The organism is Nonomuraea sp. NPDC050536 (assembly GCF_044457685.1).
GTDB lineage: Bacteria > Actinomycetota > Actinomycetes > Streptosporangiales > Streptosporangiaceae > Nonomuraea.
Genome location: NZ_JBITHD010000001.1, coordinates 492,397 through 511,564, shown reverse-complemented (window position 1 = coordinate 511,564; position 19,168 = coordinate 492,397). Strand labels below are relative to the sequence as shown.

Sequence of the window (19,168 nt, the reverse complement as noted above, 5' to 3'; positions counted from 1 at the left end):
CCTGATTTCTCGGACTTTCGTCCCGATGACGGCCGGCCGTACCCCGGCCCGCGGGGTCAGGCCGCGACGAGGGCGGCGCCGATGATGCCGGCCTCGTTCTGCAGGGCGGCGGGAACGACGCGGGTGTCCACCTTGATGTGCGGCAGGAACTTGTCCGCCTTCTTGCTCACCCCTCCCCCGATGATGATCAGCGACGGCGACAGCAGCATGTCGACGTGGCGCAAGTACTCCTCCACCCGCTCGGCCCACTTGTCCCAGTTCAGGTTGCGCTCCTCGCGGACACGGTCGGACGCGCGGTGCTCGGCCTCCTTGCCGCGCAGCTCCAGATGGCCGAACTCGGTGTTGGGCACGAGCGTGCCGTCGACGAACAGGGCGCTGCCGATCCCGGTGCCGAACGTCAGCATCAGCACCGTGCCCCGCTTCCCGCGCCCCTGACCGAAGGTGACCTCGGCGATGCCGGCCGCGTCGGCGTCGTTGAGCACGCGGGCGCCGTCGAAGAGCTTGCCGGCGTCCACGCCGACCCAGGCCTGGTCCAGGTTGGGTGCCGTGCGGACGACGCCGTCCATGACCACTCCCGGGAATGTCACCCCGACGGGACCGCTCCAGGAGAAGTGCTTGACGATCTCCGCGACCACTTCGGCGACGGGTTCGGGCCTGGCGGGCTGAGGCGTGGGGATGCGCAGCCGCTCCTGGGTGAGCTGCCCCGACGCGACATCCACGGGCGCGCCCTTGATCCCGGAACCGCCGATATCGATGCCCAGAACTTCCATATCTGGACACTCCCCGTTCCTGGCCGGGAATGAACCTCGCATGCGCACCACGCGTATCTCGCGTCACAAGCCATTCCAAGGAGGCTCGGATGCGGGCACGCATCATCACGCTCTGCGCTGTCGCGGCCGTTCTGGGAGCCACTCTCACCACTCCCGCGGAGGCCGCCACCAGATCCCGATTCGACGTGGTCAACCTCGTCTCCGACGTCAAGGGCAAGGCCGCCGTCACCGATCCCAAGCTGGTCAACCCGTGGGGGCTGGCCATGGGCAAGACCCTGTGGGTCTCCGACGCCGGCACGGGCACCGCCACGGTCTACTCGGGCCAGGGCAAGAAGGAGCAGGCCGAGGTCGCCATCCCGGGCGGCTCGCCGACCGGGCAGGTGTTCAACTCCGGCGAGGGCTTCACCGTCAAGGGCAAGCCCGCCACGTTCATCTTCTCCAGTCCCAGCGGCGCGATCACCGGCTGGAACGCCGAGGCGGACCCCAAGAACGCGATCATCGCGGCGTTCACCCGGGGCGCCGACTACAAGGGCCTGGCCCTGGTCCGGACCTCCGACGGCGACTTCCTGCTGGCCGCCGACTTCGCGGGCGGCCGGGTGCACGCCTTCAACGAGGACTTCCGGCGCATCCGCCTGGCGCACTGGCAGTTCGCGGACCCGGCGGTGCCCGAGCAGTTCCACCCGTTCAACGTGGCGGTGGCCAACGGCTCGGTCTGGATCGCCTACGCCAAGCGCGACCCCGCCACCGGCAAGGCGGTGCCCGGTTCGGGCGTGGCCAGCCGCTTCAACGCCGACGGCCGGCTGACCGGGCGCATCACGGGCGGGCTGAACGCCCCGTGGGCGATCACGACGGCGCCGCGCGGGTTCGGCCTGTGGCGCGGGGCGCTGCTGATCGGCAACTTCGGCGACGGCACGATCCACGCCTACCGCCACGGCCGCCATCTCGGCGCGCTGCGCGGCGCCGACGGCCGCCCGATCATGCTGCCGGGTCTATGGGACCTCGAGCCCGGCACGGCCGCCAACGGCGGCGACAACGCCCTGTGGTACGCCGCCGGCATCGAGGGCGGCCAGCACGGCCTCCTCGGCCTCATCCGCCCCGCCGGCGCCACCTCCACGGGCACTCCCACGCCCACGTCCTCGCCGACCTCTTCCTACAACAGCGGCTACTAGCCCTCCGTAGAGCGGGCTCTCTCGTGCAAGAGAGCTCTGCCGTACGGCAGGCCGCCCCACCGCCACCCGCCGCACTTCGGCGGGGCTCCGTCCAGGGAGACGCTCCTGCGGCGATGCGGGGTGGCCCGCCGTTACGGCGCACGGGATCCCCTTGGTGGGTCAGGCGGGTCCCGTGCGCCGTGACGGCGGGCGACCGTCCCCGACTCGCCAGAAGCGCCGCCCGCGGGCCCTCAGCCGGAGTACGGCGGGCGGACGGTGGGACGGCCTGCCGTACCAGAACACCCGGAAGATCGGGCCCTCAGCCGGGGTGCTGCCTGCCGTACGAGAACACCCAGAAAGACCGGGACCCCAGCTGGAGTGCGGCCTGCCGTGCGAGAACAGGGGCATCGCTAGAGTCAGGGCGTGAGTGAGCGATCCTTCAGCCAGTGGCTGCGTGAGCGATGTGCCGACGAGTGGGACGCGGTGGTGAACCACCCGTTCGCCACGGCGATCATCGAGGGCCGGGCGGACATGCGGCGGTATCTGGAGCAGGACTTCCAGTTCGTGGACTCCTTCACCGCGCTGCTCGGGGCGGCCGTGGCGAGTGCGGACACGCTGGAGGCGCGCGTGCCGTACGCCAGGTTCCTCGGCCAGGTGGCCACCACCGAGGAGAAGACCTACTTCCACCGCGCGCTGGCCGAGCTGGGCGGCACGACGACGCCGCGGCTCGAGCCCGCCACGTCCGCGTTCAGGAACCTGATGGACGAGGTGCGCAGGTCGCAGGACTACCCGTCGATCGTGGCCGTGCTGTGCGTGGCCGAGTGGACCTACCTGGGCTGGGCGTCGCGGGCGGCCGAGCCGTACACCGCGAGCTGGATCCATCGCGAGTGGATCGAGCTGCATGAAGGCCCCGCGTTCCGCGAGTGGGTGGCCTTCCTGCGCGGCGAGCTCGACCGGCTGGACGAGGCGCAGCGGGAGGGCCTGGAGGACACCTTCCGCCGGGCGGTCGAGCTGGAGCGCGGGTTCTTCGACATGGCCGCAGGTTGACCTTGCCCCTGGGGGAAGCCACAGCGTGGGTGGCGACACGAGGAGGCGGCCGATGTTGACGATCGGGGCGTTCGCCAAGGAGTCGAGACTCTCGCCCAAGGCGCTGCGGCTCTACGACGAGCTCGGGCTGATCGTGCCCGCGCGGGTGGATCCGTTCAACGGCTACCGGATGTACGAGCCGGAGCAGCTGGAGCGGGCGCGGCTCGTCGGGCTGCTGCGGCGGTTGGGGATGCCGCTGGCCCGGATCAGGGTCATCTGCGACCTCCCCCAGACCAGGGCAGCTGCCGAAATTTCCGCGTATTGGGCGGAAGTAGCGGCGAAGCACGCGCAGCGCGCCGATCTGGTCGCCTTCCTCGTCGAGCAACTCACAGGGAAGGACAGATCCATGTTCGAGGTACACCAGCGCGACCTGCCGGACCGGGTGCTGCTGACGGCGACGCGCCACGTGACGGCCGACCAGGTGGGCGCGTTCACCATGGAGCTCATCAACCGCCTGGCAGGCATGCCGGCGCTCGACGGCATCCAGGGCGCGCCGTTCCTGCTGTTCCACGGGGAGGTGAGCGCCGACAGCGACGGGCCGGCCGAGTTCTGCCGTCCCGTGCCGGACGAGGTCGCGGACGCGCTGCACGAGCGTTTCCCCGACCTCACCGTGCGCACCGATCCCGCCCACAAGGAGGCGTACGTGCGGCTCACGACCGAGCAGCTGGGGGCGGCCGGGGCGCTGCGGGCCATGCAGGCGCTGGGCGAGTGGGCCGGCGAGCGGGAGTTCACCGGGCCGCCGCGCCAGCTCTTCTACGCCGACCCGCGTACGGCGGGCAAGGACGAGCCGGTGAGCGACCTGGCCGGCCCGTTCTAGAGGGCGGCCGCCAGGTCCGCCACGCAGGTGTAGTGGACGCCGATCATGCCGAGGGCGCGGGCGCCCTCGACGTTCTCCAGGCGGTCGTCCACGAACAGGCAGCGCTCGGGCGGGACGCCCGCCTGCTCGGCCGCGATCTCGTAGATGCGCGGGTCGGGCTTGGCCACCCCGACCCGGGCGCTGCTGACCACGGCGTCGGCGAAGTAGGTCAGGCCGAGCAGGTCGAGGTGCGCCTCCAGGGTGTCCGTGGCGTTGGTCACCAGGATCACCGGGACCCGCTCCTGCGCGCCGGCCAGCAGCGTCCTGACGTCCTCGTCGACCCAGAAGGGCACCTCGGCGAACTCGCGGGCCGCCTGCCTGGCCCGCTCGTCGCCGCCGAGCGCCTCGGCGATCGACTCCAGCCACTGCGCCTCGGTGATGTGCCCGAGGGTGGCGGGCATGATCAGGGTGGGGTCCAGTGCCACGGAGAGCACCGGCAGGCCGTACCGCGCCTCGATGTCACGCTGGCGCGAGTGGTCGAACAGGCGCAGCACCCCGTCGAGGTCGCTGAGCACCGCGTCATAACCCGTCATAGCCACCCATTGTGCCGGGCGAGCCGGGCCGCCTCGATCCGGTTCCTGGTGTGCGTCTTGCCGATGGCCGACGACAGATGGTTGCGCACCGTGGATTCCGACAGGTGCAGCCGCGTCGCCACGTCCGCGATCGTGGACCCGTCCAGCGCGACGGACAGCACGTCGCGTTCCCTGTCGGTCAGCGGTGAGGGTCCGGCGTGCAGCGCGGCGGCGGCCAGCGTGGGATCGACGACCCGTTCCCCCGCCACGGCCCGCCTGATCGCCGCTGCCAGCTCCTCCACCGGCCCGTCCTTGACCATGAAGCCGGCCGCGCCCGCCTCCATCGCCCGCCGCAGGTAGCCGGGCCTGGCGAAGGTCGTCAGCACCAGTACGGCACAGCCGGGCAGCTGCGCGCGCAGCTCGGGCAGCGCGTCGAGGCCGCTGCGCCCGGGCAGCTCGATGTCCAGCAGCGCCACGTCGGGCCGGTGCTCGCGGGCGGCGGGCAGGACCTCGTCCCCCGAGGCGACCGTGGCGACGATCTCCAGGTCCTCCTCGAGCCCGAGCAGCAGCGCCAGGGCGTCCCGCATCATGCCCTGGTCCTCGGCGATCAGCACCCGGATGGCCATGGGCACAACCGTAGCCGGATGCTCGGCACTACCATCTCCGAGACGGAATGCGACGGTAACGGGTAGGCAATGGACGATCTGAGCCGGCTGTTCGCCGACGGCGGCCGGGGGCGCACGGTGCCTTCGGGGCTGCCCGAGGGCGGTCTCGTCTGGCCCGATCCCGAGTTCGCCGAGGCGGCCAGGCCCGCGTTCTGGATGAGCGACGAGCCGGCCAGCGGCGAGGAGTGGGCACGCCTGCGCTCGGAGCACCCGCGTACGGGCCTGTGGCCGATCCTGCTCGACGAGACCGCCCAGCCGTGGTCGGCCGGGCAGGTGGTGCCCGACGACACGGCGCTCATCGGCCACTTCACCGCCGAGGGGTTCATGGCCGAGGTGTGGCGCGAGTGGGTGGCGCAGATGCCGCGGGGCGCGCTGGAGGAGGTGGAGCCGTTCGGCGCGTACTGCCCCGGCCCCGCCGCGCCAGGACAGTACGTGGCCGACCCGGGCGCGGTCGCCGACTGGTACGCCAAGGAGCTGGCGGGCAGGGGCATGCCGCTGGGGCTGGCCGCGGTCAACCGGGGCGCCGACGCGCTGGTGGCGATGGGCTGGCAGGGCGCGCTGCACCACAACGAGTGGATGGTGCCGCTGGCCGCGGTGGTGCGCAGCTGGGAGGACCGGTTCGGCGCGCGGGTGGTCGGCATGGGCTTCAACACGCTGGAGGTGAGCGTGGCCGCGCCGCCGGTCGAGCCCGACCACGCGTTGCACGTGGCGGCCGAGCACTGGACGTTCTGCCCCGACAACGTGGTGCAGGGCGCGGGAGATCTGCGGGGATACGCCGAGCAGATCATCGGCAGCCACGCCTGGTCCTTCTGGTGGGACTGACGCTCCACAATTGTGGATCTTTACGCTAGTTTTGGTCCTCGTAAGGGGGCATAACAGCATGTCGCGGGGCGATCTCACACCGGAGTTACTCGACTCCCCTCTGTGGGCCGACGAGCTGGTGCAACGGGCGGGCATCCCGGTCTTCGACGTGCCGCTGGTGTCGGTCGGCGGCGGGATCGGCTCGTTCACGCTGGTCGACGCCCTGCGGATCCGGGGCGTGCCGACCACCTCGATCAGGGTGCTGTCGACCTCCGACTCGCCCTGGCAGACGTGGGAGTACCTGACGCGCGTGTCGCAGCTGCCCGCGCACGAGCGGATCCGCTCCGACTCCGGCGCCCGGCCGGACAACCTCTGGGGCTTCCCGTCCTACGCCCTGCAGGAGGCCTGGCAGGAGCGCACGCTCAAGCCCGTCTACCAGGTGCTGGCCGAGCCGGTCCTGGCCGACTTCTACAGCCCGCGCTCGGGCATGGTCACGCGGAGCCTGCGCCGCGAGGCCGACCGGATCGGCTATTGGGAGACGCTGGCCAAGGGGCAGGTCCGGATGGTCAGGAAGCGGGCGGGCGGCGGCTACTTCACGGTTCTCACCCCGCCGGCCGGGACCGGCCCGACCAAGCGGGTGGTGATCCGCTCGCAGTACGTGCATCTGGCGGTGGGCTATCCGGGGCTGAAGTTCCTGGACGACCTGCAGGACTTCCGGCAGGCGCACGGCGAGCGCTACCGGGTGGTCAACGCCTACGAGCCGCACGAGCACGTCTACGAGCGGCTGCGCTCGCGCCCCGGCGTGGTCGTGGTGCGAGGGGCCGGCATCGTGGCCTCGCGGGTGCTGCAGCGCCTGATCGACGACCGGCAGCGGCACGGCCTGCAGACCCAGATCGTGCACCTGTTCCGCACCTGGGTCTCCGGCTCGCACGGGCCGAACCCGTGGATGCGGCGCAAGGGCGGCGACGGGTGGGCCTACCAGGCGTTCACCATGCCCAAGTCGGCCTTCGGCGGCCAGCTCAAGGCCCGCTTCCGCAAGGCGGACGCCGAACGCAGGGCCAGGCTCGCCAAGACCGTCGCCGGGACCACCACGCCCAAGCTGCGCCGCTGGCAGGAGCAGCTGCGCCAGGGCCGCCAGGGTGGCTGGTACCACCCGGTGCAGGCCGTGGTCGACCGGATCGACCGCGCCCCCGACGGCCGCCTGGTGACGCTGACCCGCAGCGACGGCGCCGCGCCCATGCAGTACGTGTCGGACTTCATCATCGACTGCACCGGCCTGGAGGCCGACATGGACGAGCACCGCGTCCTGGACGACCTGGTACGGCACGGCGGCGTGCTCACCAACCGCGCGGGCAGGCTGCTGACCGGCAAGAACTTCGAGGTGATCGGCGCCGACAGCGACGGCGGCGCGCTGTACGCCTCGGGCGCGGCCACGGCGGGCAACCACTTCCTGGCCGTCGACAGCTTCCTCGGCATGCAGACCGCCGCCCTGGACATCGCCGACGACCTGGCCGGGCGCGGCTTCTGCGCGCGGCTGGGACCGATCAGGTCGGTGGCGCAGTGGGCGAAGTGGGCGGCCAACCGGAGGCCGTCGTGATCCCGACGCTGGCCGGGCGGATCCAGACCCGGCTCTTCCTGCTGGCCACCGTGGGCGCCGTGCTCACCGCGCTGTCGGCCCTGGTGCTGCCGATGTCCTTCGTGGACGCCTATCTCGTGCTGCTGGCCGTCGCCGTGGTCGGCGTGGGCTGGGAGCTGCTCTACCACCTGCTCATGCAGTTCCGCTGGGACAAGGACTGGCCGACGCTGTTCGGCCTGGTCGCGATCGTCCCCGAGGGGCTGCTGATGTGGGTGCTGCTCGACCGCGGCCTGATCCCGGGGGTCGGGGGGCCGGTGCCGGCCGGGGCGTTCGCGGCCATGTTCGCGATCGTCTGGATCGGCCAGTGGCTGTTCGCGAACGGCCCGATGCGGGTGCTGTTCGTCCAGTGGCGGCTGCGTGGGGGCCGCCTGATCTGATCACGAAGGGGGAGGCATGGGCGGCATCGAGCTGGCTCGTCCGCTGTACTTCTGGCTGGGTTTCCTGGCCACGGCCGCGGGGGTCTTACTGCACCTGCCGATGTATCTGCACGGTGCGGACATGCACTACAAGCTGGCCGGGATGATGATGGACACGCCGATGACGATCGGCATGATCCTCATCGTGCTAGGCCTGGCCGCCACTGGCTACGGCCTGATACCGAAGGGCGCGTTCGCCTCCCGGCCTGCCGGGGAGGCGCGGGTGCGGGCGCTGGACGACGCGCGGATGCGCCCGGCGCACATCGGCCTGATCGTCGTGCTGTCCATCGCGGTGATCATCGACGCGATGAAGCCGATCACGCTGGGCTTCGTGGTGCCCGGCATGGCCAAGGAGTACGGGCTGCGCTCGGCGCTCAACCCGCACGGCGAGTGGCCGGCGGCGATCCTGCCACTGGCCGGGCTGACCGGCACCGTGCTGGGCTCGCTGCTGTGGGGCTGGATGGGCGACCGCATCGGGCGCAAACCGTCCATCCTGTTCGCGGGCGTGCTGTTCATCGGCACGGCCATCTGCGGCGCCATGCCCGACATCCGGTGGAACCTGGTCATGTGCCTGCTCATGGGCCTGGGCGCGGGCGGCATGCTGCCGATCACGTTCTCGCTGCTGGCCGAGACGATCCCGCCGCGGCACAAGGGCTGGGTGATGGTGCTCATCGGCGGCAACCTGGCCATCGCCTACGTGGTGGCCAGCTGGCTGTCGGCCGCGCTCGCGCCCACCTACTCCTGGCGGATCCTGTGGCTGATCGGCATGCCGACCGGCGTCTTCCTGATCCTGCTCAACCGCTTCATCCCTGAGTCGCCCCGCTTCCTGCTGGCGCACGGACGCGGCGAGGAGGCGCGCAGGATCATGGCCAGGTACGGCGCGGCCACCACCACGGAGGCCGTCGAGCTGGTCGAGGACGAGCAGACGGGCGGCTACTCGCGGCTGTTCCGTGCCCCGTTCAGCGGGCTGACGGTGGCCGTGGTGATCCTCGGGCTGAGCATCGGCCTGGTCACCTACGGCTTCCAGCTGTGGATCCCGTCGAACCTGCAGAAGCTCGGGCTCGACCAGCCCACGGCCGACCGGGCGCTGCGCGACTCGGCGCTGCTGGGCCTGCCGCTGATCTTCATCTCGGCGGCCATGTACGGGCTGTGGAGCGCCAAGAAGACGATCATCGTGCTGTCGACTCTGGTGGGGGCGGCGCTGGTCGTGCTGTCGTTCGCCGGTGAGACGCTCGCCCAGGACCGCACCTGGCTGTACGTCCTGCTGGCCGGGCCGATCGTGGGCACGGCCACGATCGCCGCCGTCCTGGCGGCCTACTCCTCGGAGATCTACCCGACCCGGGTCCGCTCCCGCGGTTCCGGCCTGTCGGCGGGGGTCGGCAAGTTCGGCGGCGTCGCGGTCACCGCGTTCCTGGTGGCAGGCGCTGCCGCGCCCTCCATCGGGGCCACGGCCCTGCTGGGCGCGATCCCCCTGGTGCTCGCGGTACTCGCCGTCCTGTTCTTCGGCGTGGAGACGACGAGAGCGGGCGCCGACCCGGCCCCCGTCGTGGAGGCCGGGTCGACGCTCACCTAGAAGCGCTCGTCTAGAAGAAGCTGAAGCCCTGCTCCGGCTGCGGCAGGTTCAGCTGCTGCGGGCCGTGGAACTTGGCCTTGTCCTTGGGCAGGCTGCCCGGGGTGGTGACGAACGGGACGATGATGCGGCTCTTGGCCAGGTCAACGGTCACGTTCGCGCCGGTGCCGGCCTCGTCGCTGTAGTCGTAGTCGGTCCCGGCGAGCACCAGGCCCAGCCGGTGGCCCTTCTTGAAGGTGTAGTCGTGGGGCAGCGTCGGCCACTTGACGTGGCCCCACGTGCCCACGGGAAGCGGGTTCGAGTCCGTGAGCGAGTCGCGGTTCTGCACGTCGATCCAGCCACGGGCGACGATCTCGGCGGGGGCGGTCACCAGGTTCGTGACCGTCTTCTTGTAGCAGCCGTCGTCGGCCGGGGTGGAGTCGCCGTGGCAGTCCTCCTCGGTGAGCGTGGTGATGCCCTGGCCGCGGCGCCAGTCGACCCTGGTGTCGTCGCCGAAGTCGACGAGCAGGGCCGTCAGGTTCGAGGTGGGCTGGTCCAGCTTCACCCGCAGGTCGGCCGTCGGCGTGCCGGACAGGCGCAGGTCCAGCGGGAGCGCCCCGCTGGTGAACGCGATCCGGCCCGGCTTGGCCGTACCGACGTCCGCGATCATGTCGGACTCTTCGAGGCTGACGTCGGTGAACGAGGCCGTCGCGCCCTTGGCCGCGGGCACCAGCCCGAGCGAGCCGTCGGCGGCCGGGCTGAGCGGGACCTTGACCGCGAACGGCGCCGGCCAGTCGCGCTGCTTGATCCACTGCGTGGGGCCGACCTGGACGTCGGCGCGCGGCTGGGTGAGCGCGTCGTTGCGGACGCCCTGCAGCCAGTAGTCGAACCAGCCGTGCAGGGTGTCGACCCAGATGTCCCTGCGGCCCTCGAAGTCGAACGGGTCCACGTGCTGGTACTGGCCGACCCAGAGCCTGCGCGGGATGTTCCGCTCGGTCAGGCCCTGCCACCAGGTGGAGAAGTCGTCCGGCTTGACGTTCAGGTCGTTGACCGTGTGCACGGCGAAGACGCTGGCGCGCACGTTGGAGACGTCCTTGAGGTAGTCGCGCTCGGCCCAGAAGGCGTTGTAGTTGCCGGTGTCGTCACCGTCCTCGGCGTCCATCTTGTCGCGGACGGCCTGGCACTTGGCCTCGGGGTCGGTGTCGACGTAGTTGGCCAGCCAGGAGGCGTAGTCGTGGTTGTAGATGACGCCGTTGGAGCGCTGGTACTTGTACCAGGAGTCGATCGCCGAGATCGGCACGATCGTCACCAGGCCCTGCACTCCGGTGGCGGCCACACCCTGCGCCAGCGTGCCGTCGTAGGACTTGCCGATCATGGCGGCCTTGCCGGTGGTCCAGTCGGCGGTGGCCAGACTGCCGTCCGCGCGGAAGGCCTTGGCGCGGCCGTTGAGCCAGTCGATGACCGCCTTGCCGCCGGCGATGTCGGCCTTGCCGCCGATGTCCGGGCAGCCCTCGGACTTCGTGGTGCCGATCATGTCCACGTTCAGTACGGCGTAGCCGCGCGGCACGAAGTAGTTGTCGTAGAAGAGCGGGAACTTCACGGGGTTGCCGGAAGCGTCGTAGACCTTCCGCTCACCCTCGTTCCCACGGCCCGAGTTGTCGTAGTAGGGGCTCTCGTCGATGATCACCGGGACCTTGAGCCCGGGTCCGGACTCCTTGGGCCTGATGATGTCGACGCGGACCCTGTCCAGCCTGCCGTCGGAGTCGCTGTCGACGCTGGACTCGACGTAGACGTACTCGCGGACCGCGTCCGCGTAGGAGAAGACGGGCTGGGTACGGCCGTTCTGGACCGTGATCGCGGGTTCGCTCGCCGCCTTCGCCGGGGTCGCGGCGACCGCGAGGGTGAGGGCGATCGCGATGAGGGCCGGGCGTAATTGTGGCACGCGTGTCCTCCGAGACATTTGGGGAAAAGTACCCGCAATCTCTCAGACGACCGCACGCATGACAAGATCCCGGCTCCTCCCGTCAGCCTTGTCCGGACTCCGGCCACGGGGCGCTAGCGGACCTCGGGGAAGGACGGCGGGAAGAGCTCGGCGGGTGGCCGGCCGAGGCGGTCGCGCGTGGAGTAGGCCGCCTTCATGCGGTCGAAGTAGGCCTGGGCGCGCGACTGGAGCGCGGTCTCGTCGACACCGGGGATGACGCGGTCGCGCATGACCGTGCGCCCGTCGATGACGACCGTGGTGACGTCCGCGCCCGAGCCGTTCATGAGCAGGGTGCGGATCGGGTCGTCGACCGGCCCGGTCAGGGCCACCGCGACGAGGTCGGCCTTGGCGCCGGGGGCCAGGCGGCCGAGGTCGTCGCGGCCGAGCGCGCGGGCGCCGCCAAGGGTGGCGGCCCGGTAGTAGTCGGCCGCCGACCCGGCCTCCAGCCGGCCCGTCACCAGCTTGGCCAGGTTGTTGCCGTAATCCATGTTGCGGATCATGTCCGGCGGATAGGAGTCCGTGCCCAGCGCCATCGTCACCCCGGCGGCGCGGTAGCGGTCGAAGTCGTGCAGCGCCGAGCCGTAGCGGACCATGGTGAGCGGGCAGTGGACGATCCCGGCGATCCCGGCGAGCCGGTCGAGGTCGTCCGGGCCTGATCCGGGCGCGTCCGGATGGCCCGCGGCGTACAGGGCGTGCGGGATGAGCAGGCAGCGGTTCAGCAGCCCGGTCTCGGCGAGCACGTCCAGGGGCCGTTTGCCGTACCACTCGCGCAGCAGGCGCAGCTCGGTGGCGCCCTGCAGGCAGTGCAGGCGGACCAGGCAGCCGAACTCCCCGGCGGCGGCCGCGGTGGCGCGCATGAGGTCCAAAGTGAGCGTCTCGATGCGGCAGGGCAGCAGGGAGCCCCTGATCCGCCCGTCGAAGGCGCCGTCGAAATCCTTCACGAAGCGGACGGCGTCGGCGAGGCCCCGCTCGCCGAGCGAAGGCTCCCAGTGAACGTCCCTGGACCCATCGGGCAGCACCACCGGGACGCCGGAGCGGTAGCTGGGACCCAGGTACATGCGCAGCCCGAGGCGGCCCGCGATGGCGGCCATCCCGGCCAGCTCGTCGTAGGACTCGGCCCAGGCGCTGTGGGTCTCCGCGGCGATGGGCATGGCGGTGGTGATGCCGTTGCGGATCAGCCGGGTCAGCGCGTACTCCCGCATGAACAGCGTCTCCTCCAGCGGGAAGACGGCCGCCCTGCGGTTCGTGGCGTAATCGCGCGACCAGGTCAGGCCGCTGGAGTCGGCGGGCCAGGTGTCGAGGATGGCGTGGTCGATGTCGGCCAGCGCGTCCAGGTCGATGAACCCGGGCCCGACCACGGCCTGCCCGGCGTCGATCACCTCGTCGTACGGACCCTGATACGACGGGCCCACGTAGACGATCTTGTCAGAGGAGTAGGCCACACAGCCGTCCCTGTGCACGACGTGGTCGCCGTCCCGGTATCCGATGACGTGCGAGGCCTTGACGAGTGTGATCACGTGGTGGTTCTCCTGGTCGGTTTCCATCCTGGCCGCGGCACGGCCTCCAGCAGCGCTCTGGTGTAGTCGTGGGCGGGCTCGCGCAACAGGTCGGCGGTGTTCCCGCGCTCGACGATCCTGCCCTGCCGCATGACGATGGCGGTGTCGCTGATCTGGTTGACCACGGCCAGGTCGTGGGTGATGAAGACGTAGCTGATCTCGCCCCGCTCCCTGATGTCGGCCAGCAGGTTGAGTATCTGGGCCTGGATCGACACGTCCAGCGCGGCCACCGCCTCGTCGAGCACCAGCACGCGGGGCTTGGCGGCCAGCGCGCGGGCGATGGCCACGCGCTGGCGCTGGCCTCCCGACAACTGCCTGGGCAGCATGGCGGCGTGCCGCTCGGCCAGGCCGACGGACTCGAGCAGCTCGAGCGCTCTGTGGCGGCGCTCCGCCTGGGTGAGCGGGAAGTGCAGGGCCAGGCTCGTCTCGATGACGTCGCCGACGCGCTGCAGCTTGTCCAGCGAGGAGTACGGGTCCTGGAAGACGATCTGGATCTCCCTGGCCCGCCGCCTGCGCTCGGCGGTCGACACGCGCCCGCCGCCGCGCCGCCTGTCGCACACGGTGATCGTGCCGCCGGTCGGGGACTCCAGCCCGAGCAGCATCCGCGCGACCGTCGTCTTGCCCGACCCCGACTCCCCCACCACGGCCAGCGACTCGCCCGGCTCGACGGTGAACGACACGTCGTCCACCGCGACGGCCTGCCCGTAGACCTTCCGCAGTCCCTCGGCCCGAATGATGCTCATGCGATCTCCTCGGCCCGCGCGCAGGCCACCAGCACGCCCTCGACCTTCCGCATCGGCGGCTCCCCTTCCTGGCAGTACGGCATGCGTTCCGCGCACCGTGGCGCGAAGGCGCAGCCGGGATCCGCCTCGAAGGCGGCCACCGGTCTGCCCGGGATGACGGGCAGCCACTTCCGCTCGCCGAGCGCCGGCCGCGACTGGAGCAGCCCGCGCGTGTAGGGATGGCGGGGCGCGGTCACCAGGTCCGCGGCGGGCTGGGTCTCCACGACCCGGCCGGCGTACATCACGGCCAGCCGGTCGCAGGTGGCCGCCGCCAGCTCCAGATCGTGGGTGATCAGTAGCATCGCCATGCCCCGGTCCCTGCGTAGCTCGTCCAGGATGGCCATCACCTCCGACTGGGTGGTCACGTCCAGCGCGGTGGTCGGCTCGTCGGCCAGGATCAGGTCGGGCTCGACGGCCAGCACCGAGGCGATCATCACCCGCTGCAGCAGGCCGCCCGACAGCTCGTGCGGGTACTGCCTCATCCGCCGCTCCTCGATGCCGACCTCGGCCAGCAGCTCGGCGGCTCGCGAGGAGGCCTGCCGTACCGGGGCGCCGAGGTTGTGGATCATGGCTTCGGTGAGGAAGTCGCCGACGCTGCGCACCGGGTTGATGTGCGCCCGCGGGTCCTGGAAGATCATCGCGATGCGGCGGGCGCGCAGCACGCGCAGGTCCTTGGGCCGCAGTGCGAGCACGTCGGCGCCGTCGAAGAGCACCGACCCGGTGACACGCGCGCCCGGCGGGGCGAGGCCGATCACGGCACGGGCGGTCATCGACTTGCCGGAGCCGGACTCGCCGACCAGGCCGACGGCCTCGCCGCGGGCGATGTCCAGGCTGACGTCCGCCACCAGCGTGCGCCAGTCTTTGTCGAAGGGCACGGCCAGGTTGAGCCCGGCCAGGCTGAGCAGGCTCACGACTGCCTCCCGATACGGTCGCCGAGGACGTTGAAGGCGGCGACGACCAGCGCGATCAGGATCCCCGCGCTGAGCGCCTCGAGCGGCTGGCCGCGCATGGCGCTGTCCAGGCCGCTCTTGACCATCAGCCCCCAGTCGGCGGCCGGCGGTTGCACACCCAGCCCGAGGAACGAGACCGCCGCCACGTCGATCACCGCGAAGCCCAGCGCCGACACCGACTGCGCGATGATGATCGGCCGCAGGTTCGGCAGCAGGTGCCGGGTGCAGATGGCCAGCGCCCCTCGCCCCTGCACCCAGGCCGCCGCGATGTACGGCAGGCCGCGCTCCCGCAGCGCCGCCCCGCGCACGACACGGGCCACGTAGGGCGTGTAGGCCACCGCCAGCCCGGCCACCACGCCGGGGATGCCGGGCCCCAGCACGGCCACGGTGACCAGCGCGAACACGATCCCTGGCACGGCGAACAGGACGTCGAGCGCGCGGGAGACGACGGCGTCGACCCGGCCGCCCGCCCAGGCGGCGGTGATGGCCAGCGCGGTCCCCGCCACGCTGGAGACGGCGATGACGAGCACGGGTCCGAGCAGCGTGGTCCGCGCGCCGTACATCAGCCTGGACAGCACGTCCCTGCCGAGCGCGTCGGTGCCGAGCGGGTGCGCGGCCGTGCTCCCGCCCAGGGCGTTGAGCAGGTCGGGGAAGTCGGGGTCGTAGGGCGCCAGCAGCGGCGCGGCCAGCGTGACGGCCACCACCACGAGCAGCAGCGCGGCGGCGGCCGTGCCGAGGCCGCCGAGCGCGGTCACAGGCGCGGGTCGAGAGCGGAGTAGCACAGGTCCACCAGGAGGTTGATCAGGACGAAGGCGGTGACGAGCACGAGCACCACCGCCTGGACGATGGCGAAGTCGCGCTGCAGGATCGCGCGGACGAACAGCCCGCCGAGCCCGTCGAGGGCGAAGATGTTCTCCACCACGACCGACCCGGCGATCAGCCCGGCCACGTTGAGCCCGGTCACCGTCACCACCGGGATGGCGGCGTTGCGCAGCACGTGGCGGCGCACGATGTGGCGCTCGGCGAAGCCGCGGGCGCGGGCGGTCTCCACGTGCTCGCGGCCGAGCTCCTCCCGCACCGAGGCGCGGGTGATGCGGGCCAGGAAGGCGGCGCTGGCCAGGCTGAGCGTGATCGCGGGCAGCGTCAGATGGTGGATGCGCTCGCCGAACCCGCTGCCGGCCCCGAACACGGGGAACCAGCCGAGCCCGAGCGCGAACACGATGACCAGCGCCACCCCGATCACGAACGGCGGCACGGCCAGGAACGCCGACGACAGGCCGTTCACCATGGCCTCCACGCGTCCCCTGCGCAGCCCGGCCAGCAGCCCCATGGACACGCCGCCCAGCACGATCAGCAGCGTGGCGTAGGCCACGAGCAGGACGGTGGTCGGGATGCGGGCGGCCATCAGCGCCGACACGTCCTGCCGGTAGACCAGCGAGCTGCCGAAGTCGCCGGTGACGGCGCCCCGGAGCCAGGTGGCGTACCGGACGAGGAAGGGGTCGTCGAGGTGATACTGCGCCCGGATGGCGGCGATCTGCTCGGGGGTGCCGCTGCGGTTGCCGAGCAGGAACGCCATCGGACCGCCCGGCACCAGGTACAGCAGGCCGTACACCAGGAAGGATGCGACGAGCAGGACGACTGCCAGGCCCGCCAGCCGCTTGAGCAGAAAGCTCACCTGGCCCCCAGCCCCGAGGCCCACGGGTAGTACAGGTAGGGGAACGACGGGACGGCGCCGGTCACCCGGTTGTTCATGTAGAGGATGACGGGCAGGTTGTTCAGCGGCATCCAGGGCACGTCGGCGGTGACCTTCTCCTGGATCCCGGTGACCAGCGCGGCCCTGGCGGCCGGGTCGTAGGCGGCGCGGGCCTTCTTGATGTCGGCGTCCACGGCCGGGTAGCCGTTGAAGTTGGTGCGCCCGCCGGCCAGGAAGACCGTGTAGATGTCGAGCGGGTCGGGCACGTTGCCGTACCAGGTGGAGAAGAACGCGTCGATGCCCTGGCGGGCCTTGGGGTCGCTGTAGAGGTTGCCGTACTGCTCGACCGGGATGACCTTGATGTCGATCTTGAGGCCGAGCGCCTCTCCGGTGGCCTTGATCAGGTTCGCGGTCTGCTCGTGGACGGCGGCGCTGCCCTGGATGCCGATCGTGATCGTCTGGGTGGGGTTGCCCGCCTCGGCCACCAGTTGCTTGGCCTTGGCCAGGTCTGGGGTGGCGGCGGGCAGCGCGTCGTAGGCCTTCTTGAAGGTGTCGGTGGCGTATCCCCAGTACTCGGCGCCTGCCAGGGTCTTCTGCGGGGCGGCGGTGCCCTGGAAGACGACCTTGGAGATGGCCGCCCGGTCGAGCGCGAGCGAGAGCGCCTGCCTGACCTTGGGGTCGGCGTACGGCCCTGACTGGGCCGCGCCGAGCAGGGTCCAGAACGTCAGCGACCTGCCCAGCGTCACCGAGCCGGTGGTGGACTTCTGCAGCTGGGCCAGCCCGGCGGGCGGCAGATAGAAGTACTGCCCGTCGACCTCGCCCGAGCGCAGCGCGTTGACGGCGGTGGTCTCGTCGGCGATGAAGCGGAACACCAGGCTCTCCGACTTGGCCTTCAGCGCCGGATCCCAGTAGGAGTCGTTGCGCTTGAGCGTGAGCGCGTCGCCGGACTTCCAGCCCTCCAACTGGAACGGTCCCGTACACATCAGCCCGCCGGTGGGCGAGCCCAGGTCCTTCTTCTTGGCGTAGTCGGCCGACACCACGGCCCCGGCGGCGGTGGCCATGGCCTGGTTGAACAGCACGTCGGGCTGCTTGAGCGTGACCGTGACCTGCATCGGCCCGGTCGCCTTGATCGACTCGACGGTGTGGAAGTAGTCGCCCCACCAGGTGCCGAGCGCCGGGTCCAGATGCCTGTTGAGGCTGGCGGCCACGTCGGCGGCGGTGAGCGGCTTGCCGTTCCAGAACTTCACGCCGTCGCGGATCGTGTAGACCCACGTGGTGGGGGTGGGGTTGTCCGTCTTCACGGCGAGCCCGGGCTCGATCTTGAAGTCGGGCGTGAGCCGCAGCAGGCTCTCACACATGTTGGCCAGCGCGGTGTTCTCCGCGTAGTTGAAGGACCTGATCGGGTCGAGCGTCTGCGGCTCGTACGGCAGGTTCCAGGTGATCTTGTCCAGGCCCTTGGCGGCGGGCGCGGTGGCGGTCTTCAGATCGAGCTGCTGGGGTACGGCGGGCTGCTGCTTGGCGGGGGCGTTGGCGCCGCAGGCGGCCACGGCGAGAGCCAGGCCGAGAACGGGCAGGGCGCGACGGATCATCGGGGGACCTTTCAGACGAGCCGGCCGTCGCGGGCGATCACACGGCCCGCCCGGACGACGAGATGGGGGATCGGGCGCTCCACCACGGCCTGCGCCACGGAGTCGCTCCCGACCAGGACGAAGTCGGCGGGATCGCCCGGCTTCAGTTCGACCCGCGCCAGACCGATCAGCTCGGCGCCCCCGTGCGCCACGACCGCGTAGCACGCGGCCAGCTCCTCGTCGGTGCGGGCGTCGGTGCGGTAGGCCAGCAGGTGCGCCCGGGCGATCATGTCGCCGTCGCCGAACGGGGTCCACGGATCGCGCACCCCGTCCGACCCGGCCGCCAGCAGCACGCCGGTGCCCGCGAACGACTCCGGCGCGATGACCGGATCGCCGCCCAGCGCGCAGGTGGTCAGCGCCACCCCGGCCTCGGCCAGCAGCTTCACGGTCTCCGGCGCGACGTCCCCGGCCAGGCAGAACGCGTGGCTGATGGTGACCTTCAGGCCGGAGCCGGCGGTACGGCGGGCGATCTCGTGAACCGTCTCGACCCCCGCCGCTCCCCCGTCGTGCAGGTGGATGTCCAGCGGCACGCCGTGCCGTCGCGCCAGGCCGAACAGCACGTCGAGGTGGCCGTGCAGGTCGCCGTCCACGCCGATCGGGTCCAGGCCGCCGAGTACGTCGGCGCCCTCCTCCAGCGCCCGCCCGAGCAGTTCGGCGGTGCCCGGCGCGGTCAGCAGGCCGAGCTGGGGGAACGCCACGGTCTGGACGTCGAGCAGGTGGGCGCGTGCCGCCGCGGCCTGCCGTACGCCGTGGAGGTTGTCCAGGCCGTAGACGGGGGCGACGTCGACGTGGGCGCGCCAGGCGCGGGCGCCGCGGGCGATCGCGTGGTCCATCAGAGCGCCGGCGCGCTCGGCCACCGTGGCGGTCATGCCCTGGCGGGCGGCGACGTCGCCGTCGATCAGCTCGCGCAGGTCATGCGCGGGCTCGCGGCTCAGCCACGGCTGACCCCAGGTGGTCTTGTCCGGATGGATGTGGGCGTCGACCGGCGCCGGCAGGGCCAGCAGGCCGCCGCAGTCGACGACCTCGTCCGGCGTGCCGCCTGCGACGATGCGCCCGTCCTCGACCAGGAGGTCGTGCGGGCGGAGATTTGTGAACTGAACCAAAGCCACGAGGTTGATCGCCTTTAATCTGGGGGGAAC

Annotated in this window: 18 protein-coding genes; 7 read left to right on the top strand and 11 right to left on the bottom strand. The window is 71.3% G+C overall.

Translation table 11 applies throughout. The annotated features are described in order from the left end of the window. Positions 1-56: 56 nt before the first annotated feature. Complete coding sequence (gene ppgK, locus ACIBHX_RS02735; RefSeq protein WP_397063563.1) at positions 57-770, bottom strand: polyphosphate--glucose phosphotransferase; 714 nt, start codon at positions 768-770, stop codon at positions 57-59. Between the two features lie 89 nt (positions 771-859). Between ppgK and ACIBHX_RS02730 the strand changes: the two genes are divergently transcribed. The 3 genes from ACIBHX_RS02730 to ACIBHX_RS02720 all read left to right on the top strand — a co-directional run bounded on the left by ACIBHX_RS02730 (position 860) and on the right by ACIBHX_RS02720 (position 3,821). Then, a complete protein-coding gene (locus ACIBHX_RS02730) occupies positions 860-1,939 on the top strand; it encodes a TIGR03118 family protein (protein ID WP_397063562.1) in 1,080 nt (359 codons plus the stop codon). A gap of 402 nt (positions 1,940-2,341) precedes the next feature. Next, positions 2,342-2,965, top strand: coding sequence for a TenA family protein (locus ACIBHX_RS02725; protein ID WP_397063560.1), 624 nt, complete (start codon positions 2,342-2,344; stop codon positions 2,963-2,965). A 52-nt stretch (positions 2,966-3,017) separates the two neighbouring features. After that, entirely contained in the window at positions 3,018-3,821 is an 804-nt protein-coding gene (locus tag ACIBHX_RS02720) for a MerR family transcriptional regulator (RefSeq protein ID WP_397063559.1), read from the top strand. On the opposite strand, the gene ACIBHX_RS02715 is transcribed toward ACIBHX_RS02720, so the two are convergent. Both ACIBHX_RS02715 and ACIBHX_RS02710 read right to left on the bottom strand, forming a co-directional pair. Then, positions 3,818-4,393: an HAD family hydrolase gene (locus ACIBHX_RS02715; RefSeq protein WP_397063557.1), complete on the bottom strand. Its 576-nt coding sequence runs from the start codon at positions 4,391-4,393 to the stop codon at positions 3,818-3,820. The genes ACIBHX_RS02720 and ACIBHX_RS02715 overlap by 4 nt on opposite strands. Then, positions 4,390-4,998: a response regulator gene (locus ACIBHX_RS02710; RefSeq protein ID WP_397063555.1), complete on the bottom strand. Its 609-nt coding sequence runs from the start codon at positions 4,996-4,998 to the stop codon at positions 4,390-4,392. The genes ACIBHX_RS02715 and ACIBHX_RS02710 overlap by 4 nt, the downstream gene beginning before the upstream one ends. 69 nt (positions 4,999-5,067) lie before the next feature. Between ACIBHX_RS02710 and ACIBHX_RS02705 the strand changes: the two genes are divergently transcribed. From ACIBHX_RS02705 to ACIBHX_RS02690, 4 genes are read left to right on the top strand one after another with little or no spacing between them, the layout of a single operon-like run. Then, positions 5,068-5,859 (top strand): DUF4253 domain-containing protein, encoded by a 792-nt coding sequence (locus ACIBHX_RS02705; protein ID WP_397063553.1) that lies wholly within the window; start codon positions 5,068-5,070, stop codon positions 5,857-5,859. A 58-nt stretch (positions 5,860-5,917) separates the two neighbouring features. Then, positions 5,918-7,435: a hypothetical protein gene (locus ACIBHX_RS02700; protein WP_397063551.1), complete on the top strand. Its 1,518-nt coding sequence runs from the start codon at positions 5,918-5,920 to the stop codon at positions 7,433-7,435. After that, positions 7,432-7,851, top strand: a complete 420-nt coding sequence (locus ACIBHX_RS02695; RefSeq protein ID WP_397063549.1) for a hypothetical protein — start codon at positions 7,432-7,434, stop codon at positions 7,849-7,851. The genes ACIBHX_RS02700 and ACIBHX_RS02695 overlap by 4 nt, the downstream gene beginning before the upstream one ends. A gap of 16 nt (positions 7,852-7,867) precedes the next feature. After that, complete coding sequence (locus tag ACIBHX_RS02690) at positions 7,868-9,463, top strand: MFS transporter (protein WP_397063547.1); 1,596 nt, start codon at positions 7,868-7,870, stop codon at positions 9,461-9,463. Between the two features lie 10 nt (positions 9,464-9,473). On the opposite strand, the gene ACIBHX_RS02685 is transcribed toward ACIBHX_RS02690, so the two are convergent. From ACIBHX_RS02685 to ACIBHX_RS02650, 8 genes are all read right to left on the bottom strand, one after another. Further along, on the bottom strand, positions 9,474-11,381 hold the full coding sequence (locus ACIBHX_RS02685) for a Xaa-Pro dipeptidyl-peptidase (protein WP_397063546.1): 1,908 nt from the start codon (positions 11,379-11,381) through the stop codon (positions 9,474-9,476). A gap of 113 nt (positions 11,382-11,494) precedes the next feature. Continuing rightward, positions 11,495-12,937, bottom strand: coding sequence for an amidohydrolase family protein (locus ACIBHX_RS02680; protein WP_397063544.1), 1,443 nt, complete (start codon positions 12,935-12,937; stop codon positions 11,495-11,497). Continuing rightward, positions 12,934-13,719, bottom strand: a complete 786-nt coding sequence (locus ACIBHX_RS02675; RefSeq protein ID WP_397063542.1) for an ABC transporter ATP-binding protein — start codon at positions 13,717-13,719, stop codon at positions 12,934-12,936. Before ACIBHX_RS02675 ends, ACIBHX_RS02680 begins: the two co-directional genes overlap by 4 nt. Then, a complete protein-coding gene (locus ACIBHX_RS02670; RefSeq protein ID WP_397063540.1) occupies positions 13,716-14,669 on the bottom strand; it encodes an ABC transporter ATP-binding protein in 954 nt (317 codons plus the stop codon). Before ACIBHX_RS02670 ends, ACIBHX_RS02675 begins: the two co-directional genes overlap by 4 nt. After that, positions 14,666-15,463 carry an ABC transporter permease gene (locus ACIBHX_RS02665; RefSeq protein WP_397063538.1) on the bottom strand — a complete coding sequence of 266 codons (798 nt, stop codon included), beginning with the start codon at positions 15,461-15,463 and terminating at the stop codon, positions 14,666-14,668. The genes ACIBHX_RS02670 and ACIBHX_RS02665 overlap by 4 nt, the downstream gene beginning before the upstream one ends. After that, positions 15,460-16,383, bottom strand: a complete 924-nt coding sequence (locus tag ACIBHX_RS02660) for an ABC transporter permease (protein WP_397063536.1) — start codon at positions 16,381-16,383, stop codon at positions 15,460-15,462. Before ACIBHX_RS02660 ends, ACIBHX_RS02665 begins: the two co-directional genes overlap by 4 nt. Then, positions 16,380-17,990: an ABC transporter substrate-binding protein gene (locus ACIBHX_RS02655; protein ID WP_397063534.1), complete on the bottom strand. Its 1,611-nt coding sequence runs from the start codon at positions 17,988-17,990 to the stop codon at positions 16,380-16,382. The genes ACIBHX_RS02660 and ACIBHX_RS02655 overlap by 4 nt, the downstream gene beginning before the upstream one ends. 11 nt (positions 17,991-18,001) lie before the next feature. Next, positions 18,002-19,138, bottom strand: coding sequence for an amidohydrolase (locus ACIBHX_RS02650; RefSeq protein ID WP_397063532.1), 1,137 nt, complete (start codon positions 19,136-19,138; stop codon positions 18,002-18,004). Positions 19,139-19,168 lie beyond the last annotated feature (30 nt).

Excerpts from the sequence above, each read along its gene's own strand:
- ppgK (WP_397063563.1), bottom strand. The coding sequence starts at position 770 with ATGGAAGTTCTGGGCATCGATATCGGCGGTTCCGGGATCAAGGGCGCG.
- ACIBHX_RS02730 (WP_397063562.1), top strand. The coding sequence starts at position 860 with ATGCGGGCACGCATCATCACGCTCTGCGCTGTCGCGGCCGTTCTGGGA.
- ACIBHX_RS02720 (WP_397063559.1), top strand. The coding sequence starts at position 3,018 with ATGTTGACGATCGGGGCGTTCGCCAAGGAGTCGAGACTCTCGCCCAAG.
- ACIBHX_RS02715 (WP_397063557.1), bottom strand. The coding sequence starts at position 4,393 with ATGACGGGTTATGACGCGGTGCTCAGCGACCTCGACGGGGTGCTGCGC.
- ACIBHX_RS02710 (WP_397063555.1), bottom strand. The coding sequence starts at position 4,998 with ATGGCCATCCGGGTGCTGATCGCCGAGGACCAGGGCATGATGCGGGAC.
- ACIBHX_RS02705 (WP_397063553.1), top strand. The coding sequence starts at position 5,068 with ATGGACGATCTGAGCCGGCTGTTCGCCGACGGCGGCCGGGGGCGCACG.
- ACIBHX_RS02700 (WP_397063551.1), top strand. The coding sequence starts at position 5,918 with ATGTCGCGGGGCGATCTCACACCGGAGTTACTCGACTCCCCTCTGTGG.
- ACIBHX_RS02690 (WP_397063547.1), top strand. The coding sequence starts at position 7,868 with ATGGGCGGCATCGAGCTGGCTCGTCCGCTGTACTTCTGGCTGGGTTTC.
- ACIBHX_RS02675 (WP_397063542.1), bottom strand. The coding sequence starts at position 13,719 with ATGAGCATCATTCGGGCCGAGGGACTGCGGAAGGTCTACGGGCAGGCC.
- ACIBHX_RS02655 (WP_397063534.1), bottom strand. The coding sequence starts at position 17,990 with ATGATCCGTCGCGCCCTGCCCGTTCTCGGCCTGGCTCTCGCCGTGGCC.